Source organism: Erwinia sp. MYb416 (genome assembly GCF_037479575.1).
GTDB classification, from domain to species: domain Bacteria; phylum Pseudomonadota; class Gammaproteobacteria; order Enterobacterales; family Enterobacteriaceae; genus Erwinia; species Erwinia rhapontici.
Window position 1 is genome coordinate 1 of the sequence record NZ_JBBGYT010000441.1, and the last position, 24,881, is coordinate 24,881.

General features: G+C 53.0%; 22 protein-coding genes and 9 pseudogenes. 24 read left to right on the forward strand and 7 right to left on the reverse strand.

Translation table 11 applies throughout. The features are described from left to right. From WH277_RS23430 to WH277_RS23460, 7 genes are all read left to right on the forward strand, one after another. On the forward strand, positions 1-1,949 hold a 1,949-nt coding region (locus WH277_RS23430), incomplete at its 5' end, for a VENN motif pre-toxin domain-containing protein (protein WP_339507142.1). Beyond that, positions 1,946-2,338, forward strand: a complete 393-nt coding sequence (locus WH277_RS23435) for a contact-dependent growth inhibition system immunity protein (RefSeq protein ID WP_133847030.1) — start codon at positions 1,946-1,948, stop codon at positions 2,336-2,338. The genes WH277_RS23430 and WH277_RS23435, both read left to right, overlap by 4 nt. A 74-nt stretch (positions 2,339-2,412) precedes the next feature. Next, a complete protein-coding gene (locus WH277_RS23440; protein ID WP_133847029.1) occupies positions 2,413-2,637 on the forward strand; it encodes a hypothetical protein in 225 nt (74 codons plus the stop codon). Then, positions 2,619-7,103: a hemagglutinin repeat-containing protein gene (locus tag WH277_RS23445; RefSeq protein WP_339507145.1), complete on the forward strand. Its 4,485-nt coding sequence runs from the start codon at positions 2,619-2,621 to the stop codon at positions 7,101-7,103. Before WH277_RS23440 ends, WH277_RS23445 begins: the two co-directional genes overlap by 19 nt. Before the next feature lie 2 nt (positions 7,104-7,105). Then, positions 7,106-7,462, forward strand: coding sequence for a hypothetical protein (locus WH277_RS23450; RefSeq protein ID WP_259152078.1), 357 nt, complete (start codon positions 7,106-7,108; stop codon positions 7,460-7,462). 95 nt (positions 7,463-7,557) lie between these two features. After that, positions 7,558-9,009: a VENN motif pre-toxin domain-containing protein gene (locus tag WH277_RS23455; RefSeq protein ID WP_339507148.1), complete on the forward strand. Its 1,452-nt coding sequence runs from the start codon at positions 7,558-7,560 to the stop codon at positions 9,007-9,009. Positions 9,010-9,012: 3 nt separating this feature from the next. Beyond that, positions 9,013-9,450: a hypothetical protein gene (locus WH277_RS23460; protein WP_259152076.1), complete on the forward strand. Its 438-nt coding sequence runs from the start codon at positions 9,013-9,015 to the stop codon at positions 9,448-9,450. A 17-nt stretch (positions 9,451-9,467) separates the two neighbouring features. Here WH277_RS23460 and WH277_RS23465 read toward each other — a convergent pair. Next, positions 9,468-9,671 (reverse strand): annotated as a pseudogene (locus WH277_RS23465) (hypothetical protein); the annotation flags it as partial. Between the two features lie 3 nt (positions 9,672-9,674). Here WH277_RS23465 and WH277_RS23470 point away from each other — a divergent pair. The 8 genes and pseudogenes from WH277_RS23470 to WH277_RS23505 all read left to right on the forward strand — a co-directional run bounded on the left by WH277_RS23470 (position 9,675) and on the right by WH277_RS23505 (position 13,764). After that, positions 9,675-10,481 carry a hypothetical protein gene (locus tag WH277_RS23470; RefSeq protein WP_339507150.1) on the forward strand — a complete coding sequence of 269 codons (807 nt, stop codon included), beginning with the start codon at positions 9,675-9,677 and terminating at the stop codon, positions 10,479-10,481. Next, positions 10,478-10,840 (forward strand): hypothetical protein, encoded by a 363-nt coding sequence (locus tag WH277_RS23475; RefSeq protein WP_212813394.1) that lies wholly within the window; start codon positions 10,478-10,480, stop codon positions 10,838-10,840. The genes WH277_RS23470 and WH277_RS23475 overlap by 4 nt, the downstream gene beginning before the upstream one ends. A 79-nt stretch (positions 10,841-10,919) precedes the next feature. Further along, positions 10,920-11,306: pseudogene (locus WH277_RS28800) on the forward strand (hypothetical protein); the annotation flags it as partial. Between the two features lie 286 nt (positions 11,307-11,592). Beyond that, positions 11,593-11,823 carry a hypothetical protein gene (locus WH277_RS23485; RefSeq protein ID WP_339507155.1) on the forward strand — a complete coding sequence of 77 codons (231 nt, stop codon included), beginning with the start codon at positions 11,593-11,595 and terminating at the stop codon, positions 11,821-11,823. A gap of 4 nt (positions 11,824-11,827) precedes the next feature. Continuing rightward, positions 11,828-12,190, forward strand: coding sequence for a hypothetical protein (locus tag WH277_RS23490; protein ID WP_339507157.1), 363 nt, complete (start codon positions 11,828-11,830; stop codon positions 12,188-12,190). A gap of 95 nt (positions 12,191-12,285) precedes the next feature. Next, positions 12,286-12,426 carry a hypothetical protein gene (locus WH277_RS23495; RefSeq protein WP_166653709.1) on the forward strand — a complete coding sequence of 47 codons (141 nt, stop codon included), beginning with the start codon at positions 12,286-12,288 and terminating at the stop codon, positions 12,424-12,426. Next, positions 12,386-13,555, forward strand: a pseudogene (locus WH277_RS23500) (VENN motif pre-toxin domain-containing protein); the annotation flags it as partial. The gene WH277_RS23495 and the pseudogene WH277_RS23500, both read left to right, overlap by 41 nt. After that, positions 13,555-13,764, forward strand: coding sequence for a hypothetical protein (locus tag WH277_RS23505; RefSeq protein ID WP_339507160.1), 210 nt, complete (start codon positions 13,555-13,557; stop codon positions 13,762-13,764). The pseudogene WH277_RS23500 and the gene WH277_RS23505, both read left to right, overlap by 1 nt. Positions 13,765-14,105: 341 nt before the next feature. On the opposite strand, the gene WH277_RS23510 is transcribed toward WH277_RS23505, so the two are convergent. Continuing rightward, positions 14,106-14,318 carry a SymE family type I addiction module toxin gene (locus WH277_RS23510; protein WP_339507344.1) on the reverse strand — a complete coding sequence of 71 codons (213 nt, stop codon included), beginning with the start codon at positions 14,316-14,318 and terminating at the stop codon, positions 14,106-14,108. Positions 14,319-14,402: 84 nt separating this feature from the next. Between WH277_RS23510 and WH277_RS23515 the strand changes: the two are divergent. The 5 genes and pseudogenes from WH277_RS23515 to WH277_RS23530 all read left to right on the forward strand — a co-directional run. After that, positions 14,403-15,275, forward strand: a pseudogene (locus WH277_RS23515) (hemagglutinin repeat-containing protein); the annotation flags it as partial. 351 nt (positions 15,276-15,626) lie between these two features. Then, positions 15,627-15,809: pseudogene (locus tag WH277_RS23520) on the forward strand (hemolysin); the annotation flags it as partial. Further along, positions 15,799-15,978 (forward strand): annotated as a pseudogene (locus WH277_RS28805) (hypothetical protein); the annotation flags it as partial. The pseudogenes WH277_RS23520 and WH277_RS28805, both read left to right, overlap by 11 nt. 11 nt (positions 15,979-15,989) lie before the next feature. After that, positions 15,990-17,936: pseudogene (locus tag WH277_RS23525) on the forward strand (VENN motif pre-toxin domain-containing protein); the annotation flags it as partial. 35 nt (positions 17,937-17,971) lie between these two features. Beyond that, a complete protein-coding gene (locus WH277_RS23530; protein ID WP_159336749.1) occupies positions 17,972-18,298 on the forward strand; it encodes a zinc ABC transporter substrate-binding protein in 327 nt (108 codons plus the stop codon). A gap of 46 nt (positions 18,299-18,344) precedes the next feature. Here WH277_RS23530 and WH277_RS23535 read toward each other — a convergent pair whose 3' ends face one another. Beyond that, positions 18,345-18,572: a SymE family type I addiction module toxin gene (locus WH277_RS23535; RefSeq protein ID WP_159336934.1), complete on the reverse strand. Its 228-nt coding sequence runs from the start codon at positions 18,570-18,572 to the stop codon at positions 18,345-18,347. A gap of 291 nt (positions 18,573-18,863) precedes the next feature. Between WH277_RS23535 and WH277_RS28810 the strand changes: the two are divergent. Further along, a pseudogene (locus tag WH277_RS28810) lies at positions 18,864-19,262 on the forward strand (hypothetical protein); the annotation flags it as partial. 5 nt (positions 19,263-19,267) lie between these two features. Next, positions 19,268-19,651: a CDI toxin immunity protein gene (locus WH277_RS23545; RefSeq protein ID WP_339507166.1), complete on the forward strand. Its 384-nt coding sequence runs from the start codon at positions 19,268-19,270 to the stop codon at positions 19,649-19,651. Positions 19,652-19,696: 45 nt separating this feature from the next. Here WH277_RS23545 and WH277_RS23550 read toward each other — a convergent pair whose 3' ends face one another. Then, a complete protein-coding gene (locus WH277_RS23550) occupies positions 19,697-19,972 on the reverse strand; it encodes a SymE family type I addiction module toxin (RefSeq protein ID WP_159336751.1) in 276 nt (91 codons plus the stop codon). A gap of 22 nt (positions 19,973-19,994) precedes the next feature. On the opposite strand from WH277_RS23550, the pseudogene WH277_RS23555 reads away from it, so the two are divergent. After that, positions 19,995-20,246, forward strand: a pseudogene (locus WH277_RS23555) (hemagglutinin repeat-containing protein); the annotation flags it as partial. 80 nt (positions 20,247-20,326) lie between these two features. Here WH277_RS23555 and WH277_RS23560 read toward each other — a convergent pair. Both WH277_RS23560 and WH277_RS23565 read right to left on the reverse strand, forming a co-directional pair. After that, on the reverse strand, positions 20,327-20,647 hold the full coding sequence (locus WH277_RS23560) for a hypothetical protein (RefSeq protein WP_133842672.1): 321 nt from the start codon (positions 20,645-20,647) through the stop codon (positions 20,327-20,329). 14 nt (positions 20,648-20,661) lie between these two features. Further along, a complete protein-coding gene (locus tag WH277_RS23565) occupies positions 20,662-21,576 on the reverse strand; it encodes a lipid kinase (protein WP_339507346.1) in 915 nt (304 codons plus the stop codon). 497 nt (positions 21,577-22,073) lie between these two features. Here WH277_RS23565 and gdhA point away from each other — a divergent pair, with 497 nt between their 5' ends. Then, positions 22,074-23,417, forward strand: coding sequence for an NADP-specific glutamate dehydrogenase (gene gdhA / locus WH277_RS23570; protein ID WP_133842670.1), 1,344 nt, complete (start codon positions 22,074-22,076; stop codon positions 23,415-23,417). A gap of 64 nt (positions 23,418-23,481) precedes the next feature. On the opposite strand, the gene WH277_RS23575 is transcribed toward gdhA, so the two are convergent. Continuing rightward, positions 23,482-24,870, reverse strand: coding sequence for an amino acid permease (locus WH277_RS23575; protein ID WP_133842668.1), 1,389 nt, complete (start codon positions 24,868-24,870; stop codon positions 23,482-23,484). Between the last annotated feature and the right edge of the window lie 11 nt (positions 24,871-24,881).

A 24,881-nucleotide genomic window follows, 5' to 3' on the forward strand; every position in this document is an offset into this window, starting at 1 on the left:
ACCTGAGCATCACCAGCGGGCGGGACGCCACGCTGCACGGTGCCCAGGTGAGCGGCGAGAAGGTGGTGATGGACGTGGGGCGTGACCTGACGCTGAGCAGCCAGCAGGATGAAGATTATTACGACTCGAAGCAGCAGAGCGTCAGCGCCGGGGGCAGCATCAGCTTCAGCGGGGGCAGCGGGTCGGTTAACGCCAGCCGGGATAAAATGCACAGCAGCTGGCAGTCGGTGCAGGAGCAGACCGGGGTGTTTGCGGGCAGCGGCGGCTATGATATCACCGTGGGTAAACATACCCGGCTGGACGGAGCGGTTATCGGCTCGACGGCCACGGCGGATAAGAACAGGCTGGATACCGGCACGCTGGGCTTCAGCAACATTGAGAACAGGGCTGAGTACCAGGTTGAGCACCAGAGCGTGGGCATCAGCTCGGGCGGTAGCGTGGCCGGTCAGTTTGTGGGGAACATGGCCAACGGCCTGCTGGCGGGAATGAACGGCAGCGGGAGCGACAGTTCGACGACGAAGGCGGCGGTGAGCGAGGGCACGATAGTCATCCGTGATACGGCGAACCAGCAGCAGGACGTGGAGGGGCTGAGCCGCGACGTGGAGCACGCGAACCAGACGCTGAGCCCGATATTTGACAAGGAGAGGGAGCAGCGGCGGCTGAAGGAGGCGCAGCTGATAGGAGAAATCGGGAGCCAGGCGGCGGACATCGCACGGACGCAGGGGCAGATAGAGGCGACGAAGGCGGGCAGGGCAGAGCTTGAAAAACAGGGCATCCGCCAGCCGGGTGATAAGGCGACGAAGAAAGAGCGTGAGGCTTATGACAAGGCGCTGACGGAAACGGCGGGCTACAAAACCGCACAGCAGAAATGGGGCACGGGCAGTGCCATCCAGCAGGGGTTGCAGGCGGCGACGGCGGCGGTGCAGGGCCTGGCGGGCGGGGATCTGAAAGCGGCTATTGCCGGAGCCTCAGCACCCTACATAGCGGAAATTATCAAGCAGACGGCTCCGAACGAAGCCAGCCGGATAATGGCACATGCTGCGGTAGCGGGAGTGATAGCCGCCGCGCAGGGCAACTCGGCAGCAGCAGGCGCGGCGGGAGCGGCCACGACGGCCCTGATGGGTGAAGCTATCAAACAGTCACTGTATGGTGACGTGCCGGTCAGTCAGTTGAATGAAGATCAAAAGCAAACGCTGGTTGCGCTGGGAAGTCTGGCGGCGGGTCTGGCAGGCGGTCTGGCCGGAGGCAGTACGGCGGACGCCATAGCCGGAGCGCAGGCAGGCCAGAACGAAATCAGCAATAATATGGCCGGTGTGGGCATGCTGTCACAGATGCTGGCGCAGCAGACGCTGAACTCGGCGGCGATGGCTGAGGCTGGCAAGGGCAACGTGAACGACCAGGCGGCGCTGGCGCTGACAAAAGCGGTGAAAGATGGACTGAGCGCCGGATGCCTTGCGAACGATGCCTGCGTGCTGATGGCGATAGTCTCCGCGCAGAATCAGTCTGAATCAGACGGTAGCCAGAACCCGAATATTGGTAAAGATCTGACGGATGAGCAGAAGAAAGAGCTGGGCGGAACTGGAACAGGATCGGGAACACCACCATTGCCAGAAAATGATCCGAAAAAATCGGAAGAGAAAAAGATCGATAAACTGAATCAGAAGCAAGAAAGTGCTATGAGAAAGATCGATAATCTAATTAAAAACTCTTTGAAAGATCATGATATTACAGGTTCTCTTAAAGATATGGATAGTAACCCTATTCCTAAGCCTGATGGAAGTGGGCAGAACTGGAATCATATGAAAGAGATGCAAGATACTCTTAATGGTTTAAGGAATCATGCAAACACTCTAAAAAATGTAAATAATCCTGAAGCTCAAGTAGCTTACGGAAGAGCAAAAGAAGCAATCAATAAAATCGAGTCAGCGATTAAAGGATACGGCATATGACAACGTTTAGAGATTTGTTAATAACGGAAGGCAGTAATTATGAGCCTAGCACTAGGTCATCTCTTGATGAGTGGTTTAGCAGTATCGTAGATGTGCCACTTGATGAGCTGGACGTTGGGGATATTGCTAGAGCTATAAGGCAAGATCTGTTTTTAGTTCACATTCTGCCGAGAGCAGAATCTATCTTGAAAGGTAATCCTCTGGCTGGAGATGATTACGATGGTCAATTAATATCATCAATCGCATCCTTAAGTCACAACGAAGCAAAATGTGTTTTATCTTCCCTGAAAAGAATAAGTCATATTTTAAATCAAGTAGATAAAGATACCTTTGATAGGCAGCTACAGTTAGACCTAGCAAAAATTGATAAATTAACCTCTTGTGAGTAGTACAAATCCTCGGCCAGGGCCAATTGGCAGGGCACAGCCACGGTGGGGCAATATGCTGTTGCGCGGTACCGGGCGTGGCGCTGACGCCGGCACAGATAGCCGCGTTACAACAGGACATCGTCTGGCTGGTGAGTGAAACGGTCGACAGCGCAGAAGGCCCGCAGACGGTCTGGGTGCCGAAAGTCTATCTGGCCAACAATACCGTTCGCCTGTCCGGTGACGGGGCGCTGATCGCCGGTGGCAACTCTCGGCCAGCAGCCTCAGCAATGCCGGAAACCTGGTGGCTGACCAGGCGCTGAAGATTGATGCCGACCAGTTCCTGCACCAGGGCGGCGATATTCGTGCTGACAGTATTAACGTACAGGCCACTCACCTGACGTTAAGCACCAACCTTCAGGATGCCCTGCGCCAGGCCTCAATGAGTGCCAGTGACATCAGCCTGAGCGGCACCGATGTGACGTTGCAGGGGGCGAAGCTGGACGCCACGCACAACCTCAGCCTGAGTGCGCAGAACAGCCTGGAGATTGGTGCGGCCCGCAGCAGCCAGACGGCCAGCTTTGAGGTGATTTCCGGGGCGATGGGCAACCGGACGCGCGATGGCATGGAAGACGCAGGCTCGCGTAAGGCACAGGTGAGCGGTGAATGGCAGCAGGCGCTGGGCAGTTCGCTGAATGCCGGGGGCAACCTCAGCCTGAATACCGGGCAGGACATTACCCTGCAGGGCAGCCAGGTGAAAGCGGGCGGCACCACCCAGCTGCAGGCGGGCGGTGAGATAAAACTGCTGGCAGAAACCACCACCAATACCACCCACCTGAAAGCGAACAGCAGTACCTCATCGGTGCGTAACACCCGTCAGGAAGATCGTCTGTTGCTCAGCACCCTGAGCGGTGACCAGGGCGTGACGCTGGTGGCCGGTAAAAACCTGCGCGTGGAAGGCGCGCAGGTGGACAGCGAGAAAGGTAGCATCGGCGTGAGCGCGCAGGATGTGATCATCAAAGAAGTGCGCCAGGTTGTCATCGACCAGGACAGCGAAAAGAAACGCGAAGGCAAAACCAAAATCCAGCGTGAGATGGAGACGGTGCGCGACACCGGGATCGGCAGCACCTTCAGCGGCGAGAAAGGCGTAACGGTGATCGCCCGTGAAAATGATATTACGCTGGCGGGCAGTACCCTGCACAGCGAGGATGGCGCGATTGCGCTGCAGGCGAAACGGGACGTGGTGATTAACAGCGCCACCGATCGCGAATCGCAGTTCTCCGAAGATCGCAGCGAGAAAAAAGGCTTCCTGTCAAAAAGCAGCAGCCACACGGTAAAAGACGATCGCTCCACCCTTGAACAGGGCTCGCTGCTCAGCGGGGAAAGCGTCAGCATCACTGCCGGACGCGATCTGGCGGTCGTGGGATCGGCCATCGCTGCTGATAATGATGTCACCCTCGCCGCGGGCAACAATGTGGATATCGTCGCGGCCACCGAGACACAGTCGCATTATCTGCTGGAAGAGAAGAAAAAGAGCGGCCTGATGAGCAGCGGCGGCATCGGCTTTACCGTCGGAAGCCAGTCAACACGTCATCAGATAGATGAGAACGGCACCACGCAGAGCCAGAGCGTCAGCACCGTGGGCAGCAGCCAGGGCAATGTCAGCATCACCGCAGGCAACCGGGCGCATATCGGCGGTGCCGATGTGGTGGCGGGCAAAGATATTGCCATCACCGGCGACAGCGTGCAGATAGATCCGGGCTACGATAAACGCACCAGTACCGAAACCTTCGAATCGAAGCAGAGCGGCTTCACCCTTGCCCTCTCCGGGGCGGTGGGCAGCGCGCTGAATACCGCCGTCAGCACCGCGCAGCAGGCAAGGAAAGAGGGCGATGGACGCCTGCAGGCACTCCAGGGAACGAAAGCTGTGCTGTCCGGGGTGCAGGGGGCGCAGGCCTGGGATCATGACAATGCTGTAACGGAAGCGGCCGATGCAAAAAATGCAGCAAATGGCGTGGAGAAAGGCGCCGATGGGGCAGAAAAAGGCGCCACCAATACGGTGGGGGTGAATCTCTCTTATGGCAGCCAGTCGTCAAAGAGTGAGACGACCATCAAAAGCAGCCAGTCGCAGGGTAGCACCCTGAACGCCGGGCAAAACCTGTCGATCACCGCCACTGGCAAAGGTAAAGGGCCTGACAGCGGCGATATCAACATTGCAGGTAGCCAGCTTAAGGCGGGTAAAGATCTGTCGCTGGACGCCAGTCGCGATATCCATCTGGTGTCGGCGCAGAATACCGAAAGCACCGACGGTAAAAACAGCAGTAAGGGCGGCAGCGTTGGCATCGGGATCGGAGTGGGCTCTGGCGGCTGGGGCATCAGCGTCTCGGCGAGCGTCAATGCCGGTAAAGGCCATGAGAAAGGGAAGGGCCTGACGCATAGTGAAACCACCCTGGACGCGGGCAGCGTGGTCAGCCTGAACAGCGGGCGCGACACCACGCTGAAAGGCGCACAGGTCAGCGGTGAAACCGTGACCGCTGATGTCGGACGTAACCTGACGCTTGCCTCGCAGCAGGACAGTGACAGCTACGATGCAAAGCAGCAGAATGTCAGCGCGGGTGGGAGCTTCACCTTTGGATCCATGACCGGATCGGTGAATATCAACGCCAACCGCGACAAGATGAACAGTGATTTTGACTCGGTGAAGGAGCAGACCGGGCTGTTCGCAGGCAGCGGCGGCTATGCTATTAAAGTAGGTGAGCACACGCAGCTGGACGGGGCGGTGATCGCCTCAACGGCCACGGCGGATAAAAACAGCCTTGATACCGGGACGCTGGGTTGGTCAGATATTCATAATCAGGCTGATTACAAAACCGAGCATCAGAGCGTGGGCTTTAACAGCGGTGGGCCAATAGGGGCCAACCTTTTAAGCAACGTCAGCGCCCTGCCGATATCCGGTTCGGGTAGCGAAGGGCACGCGGAGGGGACCACCAAAGCGGCGGTCAGCGAAGGCAGCATCACCGTGCGTGATACGGCGAAGCAGCAGCAGGACGTCAGCACCCTGAACCGCGATACGGAGCACGCCAACGACGGCAGCATTACCCCGATCTTTAACAAAGAGAAAGAGCAGAAGCGGCTGCAGCAGGCGCAGCTGGTGAGCGATATCGCCGCGCAGGCGCTGGATATCTACAACACCCACGAGGCGACCAAAGCCACGCGTGAGGCCACGGCGGCACTGGGCGATAAATCGCGTCAGGCCGGGCTTGAGGAGCGGGCGAAAAAGGCGCTTTCGGAGGAGAAAAGAGTCAATCCGAAGGTGGATGACGGGCCGCAGGCGGTAGCCGGAAAAGCCTGGCAGCTGGCCTATGACGATGCGCTGGCGGCAAATGGCGCGCAGATGGGGGGCAGCGTGAGCACGGGCGTGAATGCGGTGGTGAGTGCGCTGCAGGGCCTGGCGGGAGGGGACATCAGGGCCGCGCTGGCGCAGGGAGCGGCGCCGTATCTTGCGGGGGTGGTCAAGACCCTGACGACGCAGGATAAGCAGTACAGCGAACTGAGCGCGGCGGAGAAAGCGAATAATGCGCTGGCGCATGCGCTGCTGGGCGGAGTGGTTGCAGAGCTGAGCGGCGGCAACGCGGCGGCGGGAGCGGCGGGGGCGGCCACGGGAGAGCTTGCGGCGCCGGCGATAGCGCTGGCGCTGTACGGTACGGCGGACAGCAGTAAGCTGACGTCGCAGCAGAAGGAAAACCTGAGCGCGCTGGCGACGCTGGCGTCAGGGATAGCGTCCGGTGTGAGCAGCGACAGCACGGCGGGAGCGGTGACGGGCGGGCTGGCGGGTAAGAATGCGGTTGAGAATAACTCACTGGCCGGTGACAAAGCCCGGGAGTCTGTGAAGCAAAGTGCTGAACACTGGAAAGAGCAGGTCAGGGATAAGCTGGGTGAAGGTACAACGTCTTCCATCGCGAACGGCATTATCAATGCCCTTGCGGATACCGGTGATGCAGCATTAGGTTCTGCGGACTATGCTGCTGATGCAGCAATGGCGCTGGCTTCATGTGCTGCGGGTGATAGCTATTGCACTAAAGCGATGAGCGACCTGGAGGGTAAAAATCAGGCTGCGGCAGATACACTGAAAGCTCTGATGAAGAGTGAAACCTGGGAAGCTGTTGCCGGGCAGGTGAAAGAAGCCGCGCAAGGTAACCAGCTTGCGTTGGAAGCCACAGGTGGAATGCTAGCGGGGCTGTTCCTGCCAGGCAAGAAATTACCTGATGGCGTTGCTAGTACAGGAAAAATCCCAGTCCTTCAAAAAAATAGTGATGGAATAACGGAGGTAAAAGTTAGCTCGACTCCTCTGGAGGGCCATGACCGCTTAAACACGCCAGATGTAAATGGTAACGGGAAGTATAACCCAGCAGAAGCTGCGGCTGCTGCAAGGTTGGAAGGTGTTCTTGGGCCGTTGGAAAGAGCTCCTGATACAGGTGGAAAAACAGCTGATTTTATTATTAGCACCGGGCATAATGCTGGGAAAACGGTTGACTTTATGTATACGACAAAGAATTTGTCTCAGAAAGAGATTGATGGGATTAACAAATTTTTTGAAAAAAATATGACTACCCCCTTAAAGACGGGAGACATTCCAGGAGGCCAGAAACAAATTCTTGAGCATCTGGAAAAAGCAGACATAGTTCCTGTTGATTTTACAGTGTTAGCGCCATCAAACCAGAAAGTTTTTATGGACTACATAAAAACTTTACCTAAAAATCAACAAAGTAAAATTATCATTATGAGGTGATTATGGGTTCTTTCGTTAACGTGGGATATAAGCCACCATATAATGACAGCTATCAAGGGAAAGATCTTACTATAGGCCTTAATAGAACATGGTCTAATGCTTTAGAAGTATTGTTTGACGATGCTTTGCAGGAAAGTTATCCAGACATGCATGAAAAGATAATGTTGTATTTACCATTAGATCAAATAACGTTAGCTGAGTTGGAAACAGAGGAGTTCAATGTGGTTGTAAAAGTTATTCGGGAGTGTATTAACAGCCGAATAGAGCCAACCCAAGGCCAACTCTTCCAGAAGCGAGTATGGGAAGAGGTAATAGAGCCCCTTATTCAGCAAGATGAACGTTATCAAAAACAAAGTTAAGGTAGTAATCCCGGCCAACTGGCCAGGATCTTTGCTTTTAAGCCCTGAAAACCTCATCTTCTCGTCGCCGTAACCGGATCACACCTTGTGCGGCGGTGAGTGAGGGCACGATAGTCATCCGTGACGCGGCGACCCAGCGGCAGGACGTGGAGGGTCTGAGCCGGGACGTGGAGCACGCGAACCAGACGCTGAGCCCGATATTTGACAAGGAGAAGGAGCAGCGGCGTCTGAAGGAGGCGCAGCTGATAGGAGAAATCGGGAGCCAGGCGGCGGACATCGCGCGGACGCAGGGGCAGATAGAGGCGACGAAGGCGGGCAGGGCAGAGCTTGAAAAACAGGGCATCCGCCAGCCGGGTGATAAGGCGACGAAGGCAGAACGTGCGGCTTATGACAAGGCGCTGACGGAAACGGCGGGCTACAAAACCGCCCAGCAGAAATGGGGCACGGGCAGCGCCATCCAGCAGGGTTTGCAGGCGGCGACGGCGGCGGTGCAGGGCCTGGCGGGCGGGGATCTGAAAGCGGCTATTGCAGGAGCCTCAGCACCCTACATAGCGGAAATTATCAAGCAGACGGCTCCGAACGAAGCCAGCCGGATAATGGCACATGCTGCGGTAGCGGGAGTGATAGCCGCCGCGCAGGGCAACTCGGCGGCAGCAGGCGCGGCGGGAGCGGCCACGACGGCCCTGATGGGTGAAGCTATCAAACAGTCACTGTATGGTGACGTGCCGGTCAGTCAGTTGAATGAAGATCAAAAGCAAACGCTGGTTGCGCTGGGAAGCCTGGCGGCGGGTCTGACAGGCGGTCTGGCCGGAGGCAGTACGGCGGACGCCATAGCCGGAGCGCAGGCAGGCCAGAACGAAATCAGCAATAATATGGCCGGTGTGGGCATGCTGTCACAGATGCTGGCGCAGCAGACGCTGAACTCGGCGGCGATGGCTGAGGCTGGCAAGGGCAACGTGAACGACCAGGCGGCGCTGGCACTGACAAAAGCGGTGAAAGATGGACTGAGCGCCGGATGCCTTGCGAACGATGCCTGCGTGCTGATGGCGATAGTTTCTGCTCAAAGTCAGCGACATCCGGAAGGTTCAGGAAGTAATAATGTAACCATCCCGGTTAAGGATGATCTGACTGGCGGCAAGCTGGTCAATCCGGGCCATCAGGGTGAAAAGGATACGTCATTTACCACGCCAGACCAGCGCGATCAGAACGGAGCTACGCATACAGGTAACAGCGATGGCGCGCCAGATACGGGTGGAAGTACTATCGTCACTCCGATCCCTGATGGGCCGAGTAAAGATGATATCGTTTATCTGGCTCTCAAGGGGAAAGAAGCACAGAAGGCTGCTGGTGATTTAGGTTATGATCGGAGAATACCGCCACAGAAAGCACCGTTTGATTCGCATGGTCAGCCCGTTTTTTACAACGGAAAAAATTATATTACCCCTGATGTTGATAGTCATAATGTGTCCAATGGCTGGAAGTTATTCAACAGCAAAGGTAAGAGAATTGGTACTTATGATAGCGAACTTAACAAGATTAAGGACTAGTTTATGTTTGGTATATTTCCCGAAGAGATGCCGACCACTATAGAAGGTGAGTCCGTTTTACCTGCATCGATAGTCATTGACGGATTCAAAGAGTCAATGAATATCCCTTTAACCTATTGGAATTTAGAGGATTATAAAAAAAGCTGGTTAAAATCACTCAAGGAAGGGTTGGAAAATAAAAATCATGCTGCGTTAGCCGTCTCAATGTATGAACCTAAGTTAATGAATTTTGTTTTTGCATGGGTTGTCTATTTTGAAGATGACGCAGCTCACATTCAAAATAATATTATTTTTTTGGATGAATGTAATAATTTCACTCCTGACAAGATCAACGAATTTATCGAAAAACGTACTGCCTATGATGAAGATGGAATGAAAATATCGGAATGGAGCACTGATATAAAAAGTATTTTAGACTTCTATAATAGTCTTAATCACTGAACGGAATCCCGCCCTTATCAGGCGGGATCTTCCCTGTACTCTTTCAACTCCCGTGCATGATAACCGCTGTTGCGCTTAAACTTTGGCACGTCGCAGGTGCTGTGCAACGCTCCCGGGAATTCCTTCAGCCACTGCGCCACCTTCCTGCGGTTAATCGGCACCACGCTTAAGCCCTTGATGAAACCCCACAGTTCGCGAGTGTCCTGGGTGGTGATCACGATGCGGTGGATAATAGCTTCCTCAGCTCAAAAGATGTGTTTAATCTGCATAAAGAGCTTGAGGAAGCGGATAAAACCGGTGCAAACAAAAAGGATATCTACGAGAAATACGCGGAGGTCAGCAAGAAGAACCGTGAAGAGGCGGTAGCGGAAGGCTGTTCCGGCAATCCATTCTGTGCCAACGGGGCATTGCCAGAAGCCGCTGTGGGTTCTGATATTGCGAACAGCCTGAAACGTCTGCCACTGTTCTCCGCCCTGAGCAGTGACGACCTGGCACAGCTTGATCGGTTTGTGCTGGCAGAGAATGAAGACAACGCCAGAGCGATTTACCAGGCGATGCCGGACTACGTCAAAGTCGCGCTGAACGGTAAGGAAGCGGTAGAAGCGATAGGGCTGGGTGCTGCGGTTGGTGGTGGTAAGGCGCTGGCTGCACTGGGCGTTGTGGGTAAGGCTAATAAACAGCCTCATCAGCCTCATCAGCCTCATCAGCCTCATCAGCCTAATCAGCCTAATCAGGGCGCTGTTGGGAATATGGGTGAGTTCTTCAGGCAGCCAGGTTTTGGTAGTCAAATGAAGGGTAAAACGCAGAAAACCAGCCAGATGTACGATGGGCAAAGTGTGTATCAGGCTAAGGGTGAAGTCGGAGAGTATATAGTTAAAGGTGATAAATATTATCTGGATGGCATGCACAAAAACCACATTGAAGTTTTTGATAAAAACAGGAATATCAAAGCCGTTCTGAATCTTGACGGTTCTTACAATGATACTAAGACCAAAAAAGCAATTGCCGATGGAAGGAAGTTGCCAAAATGATAAATTATGAATTTCTTAATGAAATAAAGGGGCTTTTCCCACTTATTCTCAAGCGGAAAGCGTCCCAGTCAATTGATACAGATGACATGGCTATTGATTATCAAGATTCTATTGTAGATAGGTTGGACAGGCAGTTATTTCTGTTAAAGGAAAATACTGAACTGTTAGCCCAAGCTAAAAAAGAAAATGATGAATTAGTGATGGAAGTTGCGTTGTTAAGGATCAGGACTCACTCAATGAGCTTATCTGGTTTTTTTGATGCTATTGCAGAAGATGCGACGCTATTAATCAAGGCAGATGGTTGGCCTGACATACCAGAAAATTATCAGGTTCCTGAACACTACAATTATCCTAAATGATAAAGCATAAATCCCGGCCACCGCGCCGGGATTTTAACATTAACAGTCAGCCAGCACCCCGCTTCTGCGGTTTCGCTATGTGGAGAATAACTCACTGGCCGGTGACAAAGCCCGGGAGTCTGTGAAGCAAAGTGCTGAACACAGGAAAGAGCAGGTCAGGGATAAGCTGGGTGAAGGTACAACGTCTTCCATCGCGAACGGCATTATCAATGCCCTTGCGGATACCGGTGATGCAGCAATGGCGCTGGCTTCATGTGCTGCGGGTGATAGCTATTGCACTAAAGCGATGAGCGACCTGACCGGGAAAAATCAGGCTGTGGCAGATAGCGTGACCGCTCTGATGCAAAGTGAAACCTGGTCAGCAGTCGCGGACACAATTAAACAGGCGGCTGAAGGCAATCAACTTGCGTTAGAGGCCACAGGCGGTATGCTGGCAGGCCTACGTTCACCTGGTAAGAAAATACCGGTTCTAAGTACTACACTTGGTAAAACTGAAAAGCTGGTCAGGAATACAGATGGCATTCACGAAGTAAAAGTCAACGTCACGCCTCTGGAAGGACATGACCGACTTAATACACCGGATCTGGGTGGTAATGGTAAGCTAAAACCGGCTGAAGCTGCATCTGCCGCACAATTAGAGCCTACCCTCGGTACGATGGAACGTTATACGCCTTCGCCTGGAGAAAAATTCGGGACTTCACCTGATTTTTTTAATTACGGCAGGTCCCAATAAAGGTAAAACCGTCGATGCCATGTATACGACAGATAGGCTGTCACAAAAAGAAATAGACGGATTAAATAAGTTTTATGAGAAAAATATGAGTGCTGGTAGTGGAAGAGATGTCATCCAAGATCATTTGCAAAAAGCAGACTTTGTGCCTGTTTATTTTAAAGTGCTAACGCCTGCTAACCAAAAAATTTTCATGGATTATATAAAAATACTGCCTGAAGCACAGCAAAATAAAGTTATTATTATGAGGTGATAGTATGGGGGCGAGTTTGTTTATCGGTTGGAATGACAATGGGCAAAGAGAAAGTAATTTCCAACGAACTGGAGGCTTTGTTAACGGAAGTTATTGGGATGCCTTTGGCGATCTGCTGGATGCCATTTTTTTACCAGATTACCCTAGGTTGCATGAAATAATTAAGTCTGAAGAAGGTGAGTATCTAAAGTTTTATTCATTTGTTGAGTTAGATAAGGCAGATTTTAACCAAGCTGTTAAGCTAATCAGGGATTACATTGCAAAGCAACAAAATCCGACGAAATGGCAACAGATGGCAAATGTTGTGTGGGAGGAAATTGCAGAACCTTACATTATTCAGGATGCGCGTTATGACGTTACTGCATGAATAAAATAACGGCCAGTCAGCCTGATGTATTTTATTCAATTGACTAAAATCCCGGCCATTACGCCGGGTGTTTGGCGAACGATGCCTGTGTGCTGATGGCAATAGTCTCCGCGCAGAATCAGCAGAAAGCAGAAGAACAGTCAGGACCAAATCTCGGTAAGGAACTGAGCGACGTGCAGAAGAAAGAGCTGAGCGGCGATAGCGCTGGCGCTGTACGTTACGGCGGACAGCAGTAAGCTGACGTCGCAGCAGAAGGAAAACCTGAGCGCGCTGGCGTCAGGGATAGCGTCCGGTGTGAGCAGCGACAGCACGGCGGGCGCGGTGACGGGCGGGCTGGCGGGTAAGAACGCGGTGGAGAATAACTTCCTGAGCAGAGAGGAAAAGACAGAGCTTGAGATAGCGAAACAGACGCTCAAAAATAGTAAAAATCCGGCAGAGCTTGAGAAAGCGCAGCAGAAGTATGATGCACTGCTTGAGAAAGATATCAGCAGTGACAAGGCAGTTATAGCAGCGTGCAGTAATGGGCAGGCTGCTAGTGCGGCCTGTGCCGGTGAACGACTGAAAGTTATTGAAGCAAAAGAAGGATATGAAAGCTTTGGTAACTACAACTCAAAAGCCAGTCAGATGTATCCCGATGCTTACGGGCAAATAGTAAACCTGTTGAATATCACCAGTGTTGATGCTCAGAATCAGCAACAGGTGAAAGATGCGATGGTGAATTATGCTATGGCGCAGCTTGGAGTTGATAAGGCGACAGCAGAACAATATGTGTCCACGTATGTGGGGATGAAGGTTGTTGCGGCTTCCATGACGCCTGTAATAGGTTCTGCTGCGGCCAGTAAGATAGAGACGCTGGCAGGTAAACAACGACTGTCCAGTAACTTTGAAATAAACTCTTTGCCGGATGCTAACGGGAAAAATCATGTCACAACCGTGAAAAATGATGCAACAATCCCAGTCGATAAGATTGAACTCTATTTGCGTGGTAAAGCATCTGGTGATTTGGAAGCATTGAAAAAAGAGTACAATTCACCTAAGGACTTACAAGTAAGTAATCAGAGGGAATTTGCTAAAACCCCCGGAGCAAGAGAAAAACTCAATAAACTTAACGATCAAATTTATAGTATTGAAAGATCTCGGGAAATGGCTCAAAATTTAAATAATGCGGGAGTCAATGATTCAGCAAAGAACAATGCAATAATTATAGATAAGTTATTGAATACTGGGGGTGGCGTTACATCATCTAATAGGGAAACGTCCATTGTAGTATCTGGTTCGGGCGGAAATGTAAGGATCTATGCAGTATGGAAAATTTTACCCGATGGTTCTAAAAGATTAGCTACTGTTAAAACAGGAGTGTTTTAATGATAAGTAATAAGAGTAAAAATGAGTTAATAATAGGCATAAGAAACTATTTAATGAATGGTTGTGCTGATATTAATTCTTTTGATGATCCTGTTAGTGAGGTGATTGATTATCTTAATGCTCTTTTTTCGATAGATGTCAAGTTAGCTGAAGAAGTTTGCAAAATGGTAATTAAAACAAAACATGGTGATAGTTATTTTTTTAAGTAAATATGCCTCAATGACTTACTTTTATCTGAGAACGAATGGCCTTTTGCATTTACTTACCTTTTAAATGAAACTGAAAATATAAGTATCCCTGAGCTTGAAAAGGCACTGTTCTATTTTTACTGTGCAAAAAATGAGACAGATCCTTATCCTGTACCAGAGGGGTTATTCAAAAAGCTAATGGAAAGATATGAAGAACTGAAAGATGATCCTGATGCAAAATTTTATCATCTTCATGAAGCGTATAATGATTTTATTAAAGCTTACTCACGGGATAAATAAAAACCATCCCGGCTTTGTGGGGTCAGTTCATTGTTGCCGGGATAATTTTATCTGTCGTTCAGTCAGTTACCGGTTCTGGTCTGCGGTTTATTGATCACTTTAATTAAATCAGTAACCTGCCGCTGCTTGCGGGCTGACAGCTTACAGACCTTCCTCAGCGTCTGCATAATCTCCGGCTCGGGTGGTAATGCAGGATCCCGTGCCGTCAGTATCAGACACCCCGGCATCACCCGCACATCAACCGGCGTGCCGGTTGCAAACCCCGCCTCTGCCAGCCAGTCCCCTTATGTGTGACAGGAACGGGTTCAAAAGTACGTGAATCCCGAATATGGATCACGGTTTAATTTCTTGTTATTTAGGACGTTAACCTGGTCTCGGCGGAGAACACGCAGAGTCTGGACGGGAAGAATGAGAGCCACGGCGCGTCGGTCGGCGTCGGGATAAACTTTGGTCAGGGTGCCAACGGGCTGTCGCTCAACGCCAGCGTCAACAAGGGGCGCGGCAGCGAGACGGGCAACGGGGCCACGCACAGCGAAACCACGGTGAACGCGGGTAACAACCTGAGCATCACCAGCGGGCGGGACGCCACGCTGCACGGTGCCCAGGTGAGCGGCGAGAAGGTGGTGATGGACGTGGGGCGTGACCTGACGCTGAGCAGCCAGCAGGATGAAGACTATTACGACTCGAAGCAGCAGAGCGTCAGCGCCGGGGGCAGCATCAGCTTCAGCGGGGGCAGCGGGTCGGTTAACGCCAGCCGGGATAAAATGCACAGCAGCTGGCAGTCGGTGCAGGAGCAGACCGGGGTGTTTGCGGGCAGCGGCGGCTATGATATCACCGTGGGTAAACATACCCGGCTGGACGGGGCGGTTATCGGCTCGACGGCCACGTCGGATAAGAACAGGCTGGATACCGGCACGCTGGGCTTCAGCAACATTGAGAACAGGGCTGAGTACCAGGTTGAGCACCAGAGCGTGGGCATCAGCTCGGGCGGTAGCGTGGCCGGTCAGTTTGTGGGGAACATGGCCAACGGCCTGCTGGCGGGAATGAACGGCAGCGGGAGCGACAGTTCGACGACGAAGGCGGCGGTGAGCGAGGGCACGATAGTCATCCGTGATACGGCGAACCAGCAGCAGGACGTGGAGGGGCTGAGCCGCGACGTGGAGCACGCGAACCAGACGCTGAGCCCGATATTTGACAAGGAGAGGGAGCAGCGGCGGCTGAAGGAGGCGCGACGGCCACGTCGGATAAGAACAGGCTGGATACCGGCACGCTGGGCTTCAGCAACATTGAGAACAGGGCTGAGTACCAGGTTGAGCACCAGAGCGTGGGCATCAGCTCGGGCGGTAGCGTGGCCGGTCAGTTTGTGGGGAACATGGCCAACGGCCTGCTGGCGGGAATGAACGGTTATCGGCTCGACGGCCACGTCGGATAAGAAGCTGGATACCGGCACGCTGGGCTTCAGCAACATTGAGAACAGGGCTGAGTACCAGGTTGAGCACCAGAGCGTGGGCATCAGCTCGGGCGGTAGCGTGGCCGGTCAGTTTGTGGGGAACATGGCCAACGGCCTGCTGGCGGGAATGAACGGCAGCGGGAGCGGCTATGATATCACCGTGGGTAAACATACCCGGCTGGACGGGGCGGTTATCGGCTCGACGGCCACGTCGGATAAGAACAGGCTGGATACCGGCACGCTGGGCTTCAGCAACATTGAGAACAGGGCTGAGTACCAGGTTGAGCACCAGAGCGTGGGCATCAGCTCGGGGGGATAAAATGCACAGCAGCTGGCAGTCGGTGCAGGAGCAGACCGGGGTGTTTGCGGGCAGCGGCGGCTATGATATCACCGTGGGTAAACATACCCGGCTGGACGGGGCGGTTATCGGCTCGACGGCCACGTCGGATAAGAACAGGCTGGATACCGGCACGCTGGGCTTCAGCAACATTGAGCACAGAGCGTCAGCGCCGGGGGCAGCATCAGCTTCAGCGGGGGCAGCGGGTCGGTTAACGCCAGCCGGGATAAAATGCACAGCAGCTGGCAGTCGGTGCAGGAGCAGACCGGGGTGTTTGCGGGCAGCGGCGGCTATGATATCACCGTGGGTAAACATACCCGGCTGGACGGGGCGGTTATCGGCTCGACGGCCACGTCGGATAAGAACAGGCTGGATACCGGCACGCTGGGCTTCAGCAACATTGAGAACAGGGCTGAGTACCAGGTTGAGCACCAGAGCGTGGGCATCAGCTCGGGCGGTAGCGTGGCCGGTCAGTTTGTGGGGAACATGGCCAACGGCCTGCTGGCGGGAATGAACGGCAGCGGGAGCGACAGTTCGACGACGAAGGCGGCGGTGAGCGAGGGCACGATAGTCATCCGTGATACGGCGAACCAGCAGCAGGACGTGGAGGGGCTGAGCCGCGACGTGGAGCACGCGAACCAGACGCTGAGCCCGATATTTGACAAGGAGAGGGAGCAGCGGCGGCTGAAGGAGGCGCAGCTGATAGGAGAAATCGGGAGCCAGGCGGCGGACATCGCGCGGACGCAGGGGCAGATAGAGGCAACCCGTGCGGCAAACGATAAGATGAAGAGCGTGACGCCGGAGCAGCTTCAGGCGGCCCGTAAAGCGTGGTCAAAGGCGAATCCGGGGAAAGAGCCGACGGATAAGCAGATAAGCGAGCAGGCTTACCAGACGTTCTATGATAAGGCGTTTGCAGCGTCTGACTTCGGGACGGGCGGCAAGGTGCAGCGTGCCATTCAGGCGGCGACGGCGGCGGTGCAGGGCCTGGCGGGGGGAGACCTGGCGAAGGCGGTTGCAGGGGGTTCCGCACCTTATATTGCGAACATTATCGGCAACAGCGGGCTGGACAGTGCGGGTAAGGTGCTGGCGCATGCGGCGGTGAATGCAGCGCTGGCAGCGGCGCAGGGTAACAGCGCGCTGGTAGGTGCCACAGGTGCGGCCACGGCGGAGCTGGCCGGGATAGTGGCGGTCAATGCGTACGGTAAGCCGGTGAGCGAACTGAGTGAAACGGAGAAGCAGACGGTAAGCGCGCTGGCGACGCTGGCGGCGGGCCTGGCAGGCGGCCTGGCGGGAGACGGCACGGCGGATGCGTTAGCGGGCGCGCAGGCGGGCAAGACGACGGTTGAGAATAACTATCTGCATGCGGATCAGGCACTGACGTTCGATAAGGAAATGCAGGCCTGCCGCAGCGCGGGTGAGAACTGCCAGCCTGTTATTGATAAATGGAAGAAAATCAGTGATAAACAGAGTGCAGAAACTGACGATAATATGAAGAATCATCCACTGACAGCACAGGGATGGGATAAGGAGCTTGCACAAGGTGGAATTGATGTAACAGAACGTCCGGGCTGGCTGAACAGTGTTGGCGCAGATGTGATGACCAGTGATGAAGCCAAAGCCTATGTACAGCAATGGAATGGTCAGGATCTGGCAAAAATAGATCAAAACAGTCCCACCTGGACGAAGTTTGCGGTATTTGCCTCAGATCCAGAAAATCAGGCCATGTTAGTTTCGGGTGGGCTACTGGCAAAGGATTTAGTACAACTAGCAAAAGCTACCATAACCAACTTATCCCAAGGTGGTGCTTCATTTGCAATAAAAAGTATGCAAGTTGGATTACGTAATCCACAACAGGTAGATCAGCTTAAAAACGATATGATGAGTGGAAATTATAAATTTACAGCCCCTCAGGGACGTATTGCTGGATATGTTGATAGTAAAGGGAATTATTATATATCTGAAGGTAATCATCGTATGGTTGCAGCTCAGGAAATATATAAGAAGACAGGAGATGCTTCGTATATAGAAAAGCTCATACAAAATGGTTCATGGACTCAGACTAAAAATGCTCCGGCTGGAGCCTCTTCTATGCCGACAAGGAAGTGACAAATTTTATGCATATTAATCATGAGGGTGGCTGCATGTATAAAAATGAAATATACGTGAAAATGTTAGGGCTTTCACTGCCTTACATACGGAACCTACAGCGATTGGAAAAGAAAGAAAAAATCTTGAATTTATCTTGCTATCTGGAAGCTGAACTTGTTCATAATTTGACTATTACTATTTTGGATAAGAACTTTACAGAACACGATATATGGTTTTTAAATAACCAAGCAAAATATTACGTTGAAAAATGCAATGAGGATATATCGCCAAATTACAATCAGCATCTTATTTATATAAAAGAGTTATTTAATATAGTTCCTGACGATTTGAAGTCTGAATTAACATGGGTTGGCCCATAATAAAAAATCCCAGCCAATCGGCTGGGATTTTTTATCTGTTGTTCAGTCAGTTACCAGCTCTGCTCGGCGGCCTGCTGATCACCTTGATCAGCTCCGTCACCTGACGCTGCTTACGAGCTGACAGCTTACAGACCTTCCTCAGCGCCTGCATAATCTCCGGCTCCGGTGGCGGTACTTCCGCCGTCAGCACCAGAGAACCGTTCATCACCCGCACGTTAACCGGCGTCCCAGTTGCAAATCCCGCCACTTCCAGCCAGCCACCTTTGTGGAGAATAACTCACTGGCCGGTGACAAAGCCCGGGAGTCTGTGAAGCAAAGTGCTGAGCTCTGGAAAGATCAGGTCAGAGATAAGCTGGGCAAGGGTGCAGCGTCAGCCATTGCGAACAGTATCATCAATGTTATTGCAGATAGCGGGGATGCAGCATTAGGTTCAGCGGATTATGTGGTTGATACGGCGATAGCGCTGGCTTCATGTGCTGCTGATGCAGCAATGGCGCTGGCTTCATGTGCTGCGGGTGATAGCTATTGCACTAAAGCGATGAGCGACCTGGCCGGGAAAAATCAGGCAGCGCTGGAAGCCACAGGCGGGATGCTGGCAGGTATTATGCTGCCAGGTAAGAAAGTCCCTGGAGTCGGGAACCGTATTGAAACGGTACTTAAAGCTGAAAAGAATTGGGAAACGGCTAGAAATAAAGCCATAAATATGGTTGGTGATTTAGGGGCTGATTCAAAGCCTGTTATTGGCCGATTGGAAGTGAGTGCTGGTAATGGAAAGGTTATTGGTCGTCAATCCAGCGATGGCAAGGTAGGCTGGCGTGTGGATTATGATCCAGAGAAAGGGACACATATTAATATGTGGGATTACTCAAAAGGTAAAGGCCCTGGTAAAGCAGTAAAAACCGTCATACCTTTTGAAGGTAATGAAAAAGCTTTTGAAACTATATTGAAACAGCTAAATAGGTAGGAATAATGACTTTATTTGACGAATGCAAAGAAGCGTTGGCTGTTGACTTTAATATAGTTATTGGTGCCGAAGAAAGAAAGGCCATCGATATGCTTTATAATTATCCCCTTGCCGCCGGAGGAGTTTTGTGGGATGGGATGAAATATAGTGATTATGATGATTTATATAATTTGTTAAACGCAAATTTAGTAAAAAAACACGACGTCTTTGTCTTAGCAGATGATGCAGAAATACCACTATTCAGGACAAATATTAGGCTGATAGCGGAAAATGTTTATGATGTTACAGCATTGTCACCAAAGTTATTTATTTATAACGATGAAATCATAATACAGCCGTTATTTCCATCAGAGAGTTTTCGTGTTGGGCTAAGATCTGACAATTTATAATTAAATAATCCCAGCTCTAAGCGGCTGGGTTTTTTGCTTTAACAGTCAGCCAGCGCTCCGCTTCTTCGGCTTCGCCATCACCTGAATCACGTCCATCAGTTCCCGCTGTTTACGGGCTGAGAGCTTCGGGCAGAGCTGGCGCAGGGTCTGTATCACCTTCGGCACCGGTGGCGGTACTTCCGCCGTCAGCACCAGAGAACCGTTCATCACCCGCACGTTAACCAGCGTCCTAGTTGCAAATCCCGCCTCCTTCAGCCAGCCGCCCTTCAGCGCAATGGCCGCAACGGGTTCAAAGATGCGTGAATCCCGGATATGGATCACGGTTTAATTTCTTGTTATTTAGGACGTTAACCTGGTCTCGGCGGAGAACACGCAGAGCCTGGACGGGAAGAACGAGAGCCACGGCGCGTCGGTCGGCGTCGGGATAAACTTTGGTCAGGGTGCCAACGGGCTGTCGCTCAACGCCAGCGTCAACAAGAGGCGCGGCAGCGAGACGGGCAACGGAGCCACGCACAGTGAAACCACGGTGAACGCGGGTAACAACCTGAGCATCACCAGCGGGCGGGACGCCACGCTGCACGGCGAGAAGGTGGGGGTTAACCCACCAAAGCAGCAGTGAAAAACCACTGTATCGTCAAAGTAAAATCGCGAAGGAAATTCAGAGAAGGACAAAAATCAGTTATTCTCTGACTCCGCTTCCTCACCTTCTTTCTCTTCCCCACCGCCCGAAATAAAGTCAGACAGCTTCATCTCACCCAGCTCATTCATTTTTTTCTTCGCCTCTTCTAATGGCTGCGCAGCGTTTAGTTCCGCCACTTTTGCATCGGCCAGATCCGTTGCCTGTTTACGGGTTTCATCCCACTGCGTTTGTGCCGATTCCACCAGGCTGCTTGTGCGTTTGTCGGCTTCTTCTTTAATATTTTCTTTGGTTGCATCATCACAGGCTGAAATTAAGGTGATCATGGCGGTTAATGCGAGAATGCCAAATTTGTTCATAGAAATAATCCTTATTAAACCGACGTCGCTTGCGACGGAGAAAAAACAGTAATGGCATGTGCCTTGATGGCAAACCGGGCAGGTGTCTGCCCAATCAGTTCACCGTCGGCGTTAATATCATGAGGACGCCGCGTACTCAGCGTCATGGCGGTGGTGGATAGCGTACGCACTTTACGCCAGCGCCCGTGTGTGCCGCGCCGCAGCGCAGGCAGCAGGGCGATCATCTCCCACCAGTGCGCCACTTCCAGGCTGTAAACATCCAGGCGACCATCATCGGGTGCCGCACTCTGTTCCACCGTCATGCCGCCGCCGTAAAAGCGGCCGTTACCCACGGAAACCTGCACGGTTTTGACCTTCTCAGTGATGCCGTCATGCTCCAGCGTGGCGCTGAACGGGCGGCTCTGTTTCAGCAGTTTAAAGGCCGCCAACGCGTAGCCAAAAGTCCCCCAGCGCTTCTTCGATTCAGCGGTCAAATGGTGGGCCAGCGTGGCGGAAAACCCGATGCTGGAGACGTTAAAAAACAAATGTCCGTTCACTTCACCCAGGTCGATAGGGCGCTGGTGCCCGACTGCGATCACCTTCACGGCCTGAGCCAAATCGTTGGTGATGCCGATGGTGCGGGCGAAATCATTGGCGGTGCCGAGTGGCAACACCCCCAGCGGCAGGCCGCTGCGCATCAGCCCTTTCGCGGCAGCGTTCAGGCTGCCATCGCCCCCGCCAACAATCACCAAATCGATGCGGTCAGCGTAGTCGAGGATGATCTCGCTGCTGTCGCGACGGTCGCTGGCTTCAGGTTCAACCACCTGAATTCCCTCTGCGCTGAGCAGGGATAACGCCTGCTGTTTATTGGCTTTGCCATTCCGGGAATGTTCATTAATCAGTAACAATGCGATCGGCTTTCCCTGAATATTATCATTATCATGGTTCATCATTATTTCTCAGGTCGTCAGAGCACAATTTCTGGAGGATCGATGGAATCACAGCTGATTACGATGAAGCAACTCACATTTCTTAAGTTTACATTTATACATAAATAATGACGGCGCTCGTGAAATAAAACATAAAACTGCGGGGGAAATAGCCGGAGATTGATGTCTGTAATAAAAATGTCATATTCATTTTCTGTTTTAGCGGGTTATTTTGTTCTCCGTTGCTCTCTTCTGACCGCTTCTAATCATCAACGTTGATGAAATGCGGGTCGGTAATAACTTTTTCTTATGGTTGTTCGTCGTGGTTTTGCGCTTCTGTTCAGTGTTTGCGCTGCCTGGCGCCTTATTGGCCTCATTACCCTGTGTTTTGCAGGTCATAAGTTTTTTGTTGTACAGCGGAAAGCCGGTGATATAGTCGCTGAGACACAACATCATCTCTCTGATTACCCTAACAATAACAACATCAGGGTCAGACCATTACGCACAAGGAATTCATCATGACAGCTTTTCACTCTCTGGAGTCGTTTCTCACCTCCGTTCAGCAGCGCGATCCGCACCAGCCTGAATACCTGCAAGCCGTACGCGAAGTATTCACCTCACTGTGGCCATTCCTGGAACGTAACCCGCAATATCAGGAACAGAGCCTGCTGGAACGCCTGGTGGAACCGGAACGTGTGATCCAGTTCCGCGTGGCCTGGACGGATGACAAAGGTCAGGTACAGGTGAATCGCGCATGGCGCGTGCAGTTCAGTTCTTCGATTGGCCCGTATAAAGGCGGAATGCGTTTCCATCCGTCAGTCAACCTGTCGATCCTGAAATTCCTTGGGTTTGAGCAGACGTTTAAAAATGCGCTGACCACGTTGCCGATGGGCGGCGGGAAAGGCGGCTCTGACTTCAATCCGAAAGGGAAAAGCAACGCGGAAGTCATGCGTTTCTGCCAGGCGCTGATGACCGAACTGTATCGTCACCTTGGTCCGGATACCGATGTGCCTGCGGGCGATATCGGCGTGGGTGGCCGTGAAGTGGCCTTTATGTCCGGGATGATGAAGAAGCTGTCGAACAACACGGCCTGCGTGTTTACCGGTAAAGGTCTGTCGTTTGGCGGCAGCCTGATCCGCCCGGAAGCCACCGGCTACGGTCTGGTGTACTTCACCGATGCGATGTTAAAACGTCATGGTCTGGGCTTTGAAGGCAGCACGGTCTCGGTATCCGGTGCGGGCAACGTGGCGCAGTACGCCATTGAAAAAGCGATGGAGCTGGGCGCTCGCGTGCTGACGGCGTCTGACTCTCGCGGCACGGTAGTGGATGAAGCCGGGTTTACCCCTGAGAAGCTGGCTCATCTGGCTGAAATCAAAAACGTGCGTTACGGCAGCGTGGAAGACTATGCGCGCGAACGTCAGCTGGTTTACCTCGCCGGGCAGCAGCCGTGGAGCGTACCGGTAGATATCGCCTTACCTTGTGCTACACAGAACGAGCTGGATCTGCCTGCGGCGCGTCAGCTGATTGCTAATGGTGTGAAAGCCGTGGCCGAAGGCGCCAATATGCCGACCACGATCCAGGCGACCGATGCGTTCCTGGATGCGGGTGTGTTGTTTGCCCCAGGGAAAGCGGCGAATGCCGGCGGTGTGGCAACTTCCGGTCTGGAGATGGCACAGAACGCAGCGCGTCTGAGCTGGAAAGCCGAGAAGGTGGACATTCGTCTGCAACATATCATGCTGGATATCCATCACGCCTGCGTCGAGCACGGCGGGGAAGGGAAGCAGACCCACTACGTGCACGGCGCGAATATCGCCGGGTTTGTAAAAGTGGCCGATGCGATGCTGGCACAGGGCGTGTTGTAACGTCCCGTCCCTGGTAGGGGGTGACCATTTTTCGGTCGCCCCGAATCCTGCACCTGCATAACCCTTATGCCATTACCGTCTGTTCCCGCCGTTGCTTCACCCGCCAGACCCACGCCAGCAAAATAAACCACAGCGGCATCGCACACAGCGCCATCAGCGTATCGCGGTCAAACACCATGACCACCAGTGAAAACAGAAAGAACAGCAGCGTGATCCAGCTCATCAGAACCCCGGCAGGCATCTTAAACGTCGACTGCTGGTGCAGCTCCGGGCAGCGTTTGCGGTACACCAGATACGCCACCAGAATCATCCCCCAGGTATAAATCACCAGTATCGCTGCCAGCGTGGACACCACGGTGAACAGCGTCATCACGTTGGGCACCAGGAACAGCAGCAGCGTGCCGCTTAACATACAGAAGCAGGAGAACATCAGGCTGCGAACCGGAATGCGGGTGGTGCGCGACAGAATGCGGAACTGCCAGTGGGCGTGCTGCTCCACCGACAGGCCGTACAGCATACGTGTGCTGGAATAGACGCCGCTGTTGGCGGATGACATCGCCGACGTCAGCGCGACAAAGTTAATCACGGCCGCGGCGGCAGGCAGCCCGGCTTTGGCAAACAGCGTAACAAACGGGCTGGTATCCGGTGAGATATGCTGCCAGGAGGTGACGGCGATGATCACCACCATCGACAGCACATAGAAGATAATAATGCGCAGCGGGATTGCCCGGATGGCTTTCGGCAACACCTTTTCCGGCGATTTGGTTTCGGCACTCATGGTGCCCAACAGCTCAATGCCGGTATAAGAGAAAATCGCGATCTGAAAACCGGCAAAGAAGCCCACGATTCCGTGCGGCATAAACACCGCCGGGTCGCTGAGATTATGCAGTGAGGCGGTGACGCCATCCGGCGATGTCCAGCCGCTGCCAATCATCCAGATGCCGGTAACAATCAGCGCGATAATGGCGATCACCTTAATAATCGCAAACCAGAACTCGGCCTCGCCAAACATCTTCACCGACAGCAAATTAAACAGACACAGCAGCCCCAGGGTCAGCAGCGCCGGGATCCACGGCGACAGCTCGGGCAGCCAGAACTGCATATACCCGCCGCACACCACCACGTCGGCAATGCAGGTCACCACCCAGCTGAGCCAGTAAGACCAGCCAAGAAAGAAGCTGGCCTTCGGGCCGAGGTAGTCGGAAACAAAATCGGCAAACGAACGGTAATCCAGCCGGGTGAGCAGCAGCTCACCCATCGCACGCATCACCATATACATAAAGAAGCCCACCACCACATAGGTGATCAGGATCGAGGTGCCGGAGACCGCGATGGTTTTGCCTGCCCCCATAAACAACCCGGTGCCAATTGCGCCGCCCAGCGAGATCAGCTGGATATGGCGCGAACTGAGGCCGCGATGCAGGTTTTGCTGTGTATCCATTTGGTCAGACATCGCATCCTCTC

Excerpts from the sequence above, each read along its gene's own strand:
- WH277_RS23545 (WP_339507166.1), top strand. The coding sequence starts at position 19,268 with ATGACTTTATTTGACGAATGCAAAGAAGCGTTGGCTGTTGACTTTAAT.
- WH277_RS23485 (WP_339507155.1), top strand. The coding sequence starts at position 11,593 with ATGTATACGACAGATAGGCTGTCACAAAAAGAAATAGACGGATTAAAT.
- WH277_RS23495 (WP_166653709.1), top strand. The coding sequence starts at position 12,286 with ATGGCAATAGTCTCCGCGCAGAATCAGCAGAAAGCAGAAGAACAGTCA.
- WH277_RS23505 (WP_339507160.1), top strand. The coding sequence starts at position 13,555 with ATGATAAGTAATAAGAGTAAAAATGAGTTAATAATAGGCATAAGAAAC.
- gdhA (WP_133842670.1), top strand. The coding sequence starts at position 22,074 with ATGACAGCTTTTCACTCTCTGGAGTCGTTTCTCACCTCCGTTCAGCAG.
- WH277_RS23475 (WP_212813394.1), top strand. The coding sequence starts at position 10,478 with ATGATAAATTATGAATTTCTTAATGAAATAAAGGGGCTTTTCCCACTT.
- WH277_RS23530 (WP_159336749.1), top strand. The coding sequence starts at position 17,972 with ATGTATAAAAATGAAATATACGTGAAAATGTTAGGGCTTTCACTGCCT.
- WH277_RS23575 (WP_133842668.1), bottom strand. The coding sequence starts at position 24,870 with ATGTCTGACCAAATGGATACACAGCAAAACCTGCATCGCGGCCTCAGT.
- WH277_RS23435 (WP_133847030.1), top strand. The coding sequence starts at position 1,946 with ATGACAACGTTTAGAGATTTGTTAATAACGGAAGGCAGTAATTATGAG.
- WH277_RS23560 (WP_133842672.1), bottom strand. The coding sequence starts at position 20,647 with ATGAACAAATTTGGCATTCTCGCATTAACCGCCATGATCACCTTAATT.
- WH277_RS23565 (WP_339507346.1), bottom strand. The coding sequence starts at position 21,576 with ATGAACCATGATAATGATAATATTCAGGGAAAGCCGATCGCATTGTTA.
- WH277_RS23490 (WP_339507157.1), top strand. The coding sequence starts at position 11,828 with ATGGGGGCGAGTTTGTTTATCGGTTGGAATGACAATGGGCAAAGAGAA.
- WH277_RS23450 (WP_259152078.1), top strand. The coding sequence starts at position 7,106 with ATGGGTTCTTTCGTTAACGTGGGATATAAGCCACCATATAATGACAGC.
- WH277_RS23460 (WP_259152076.1), top strand. The coding sequence starts at position 9,013 with ATGTTTGGTATATTTCCCGAAGAGATGCCGACCACTATAGAAGGTGAG.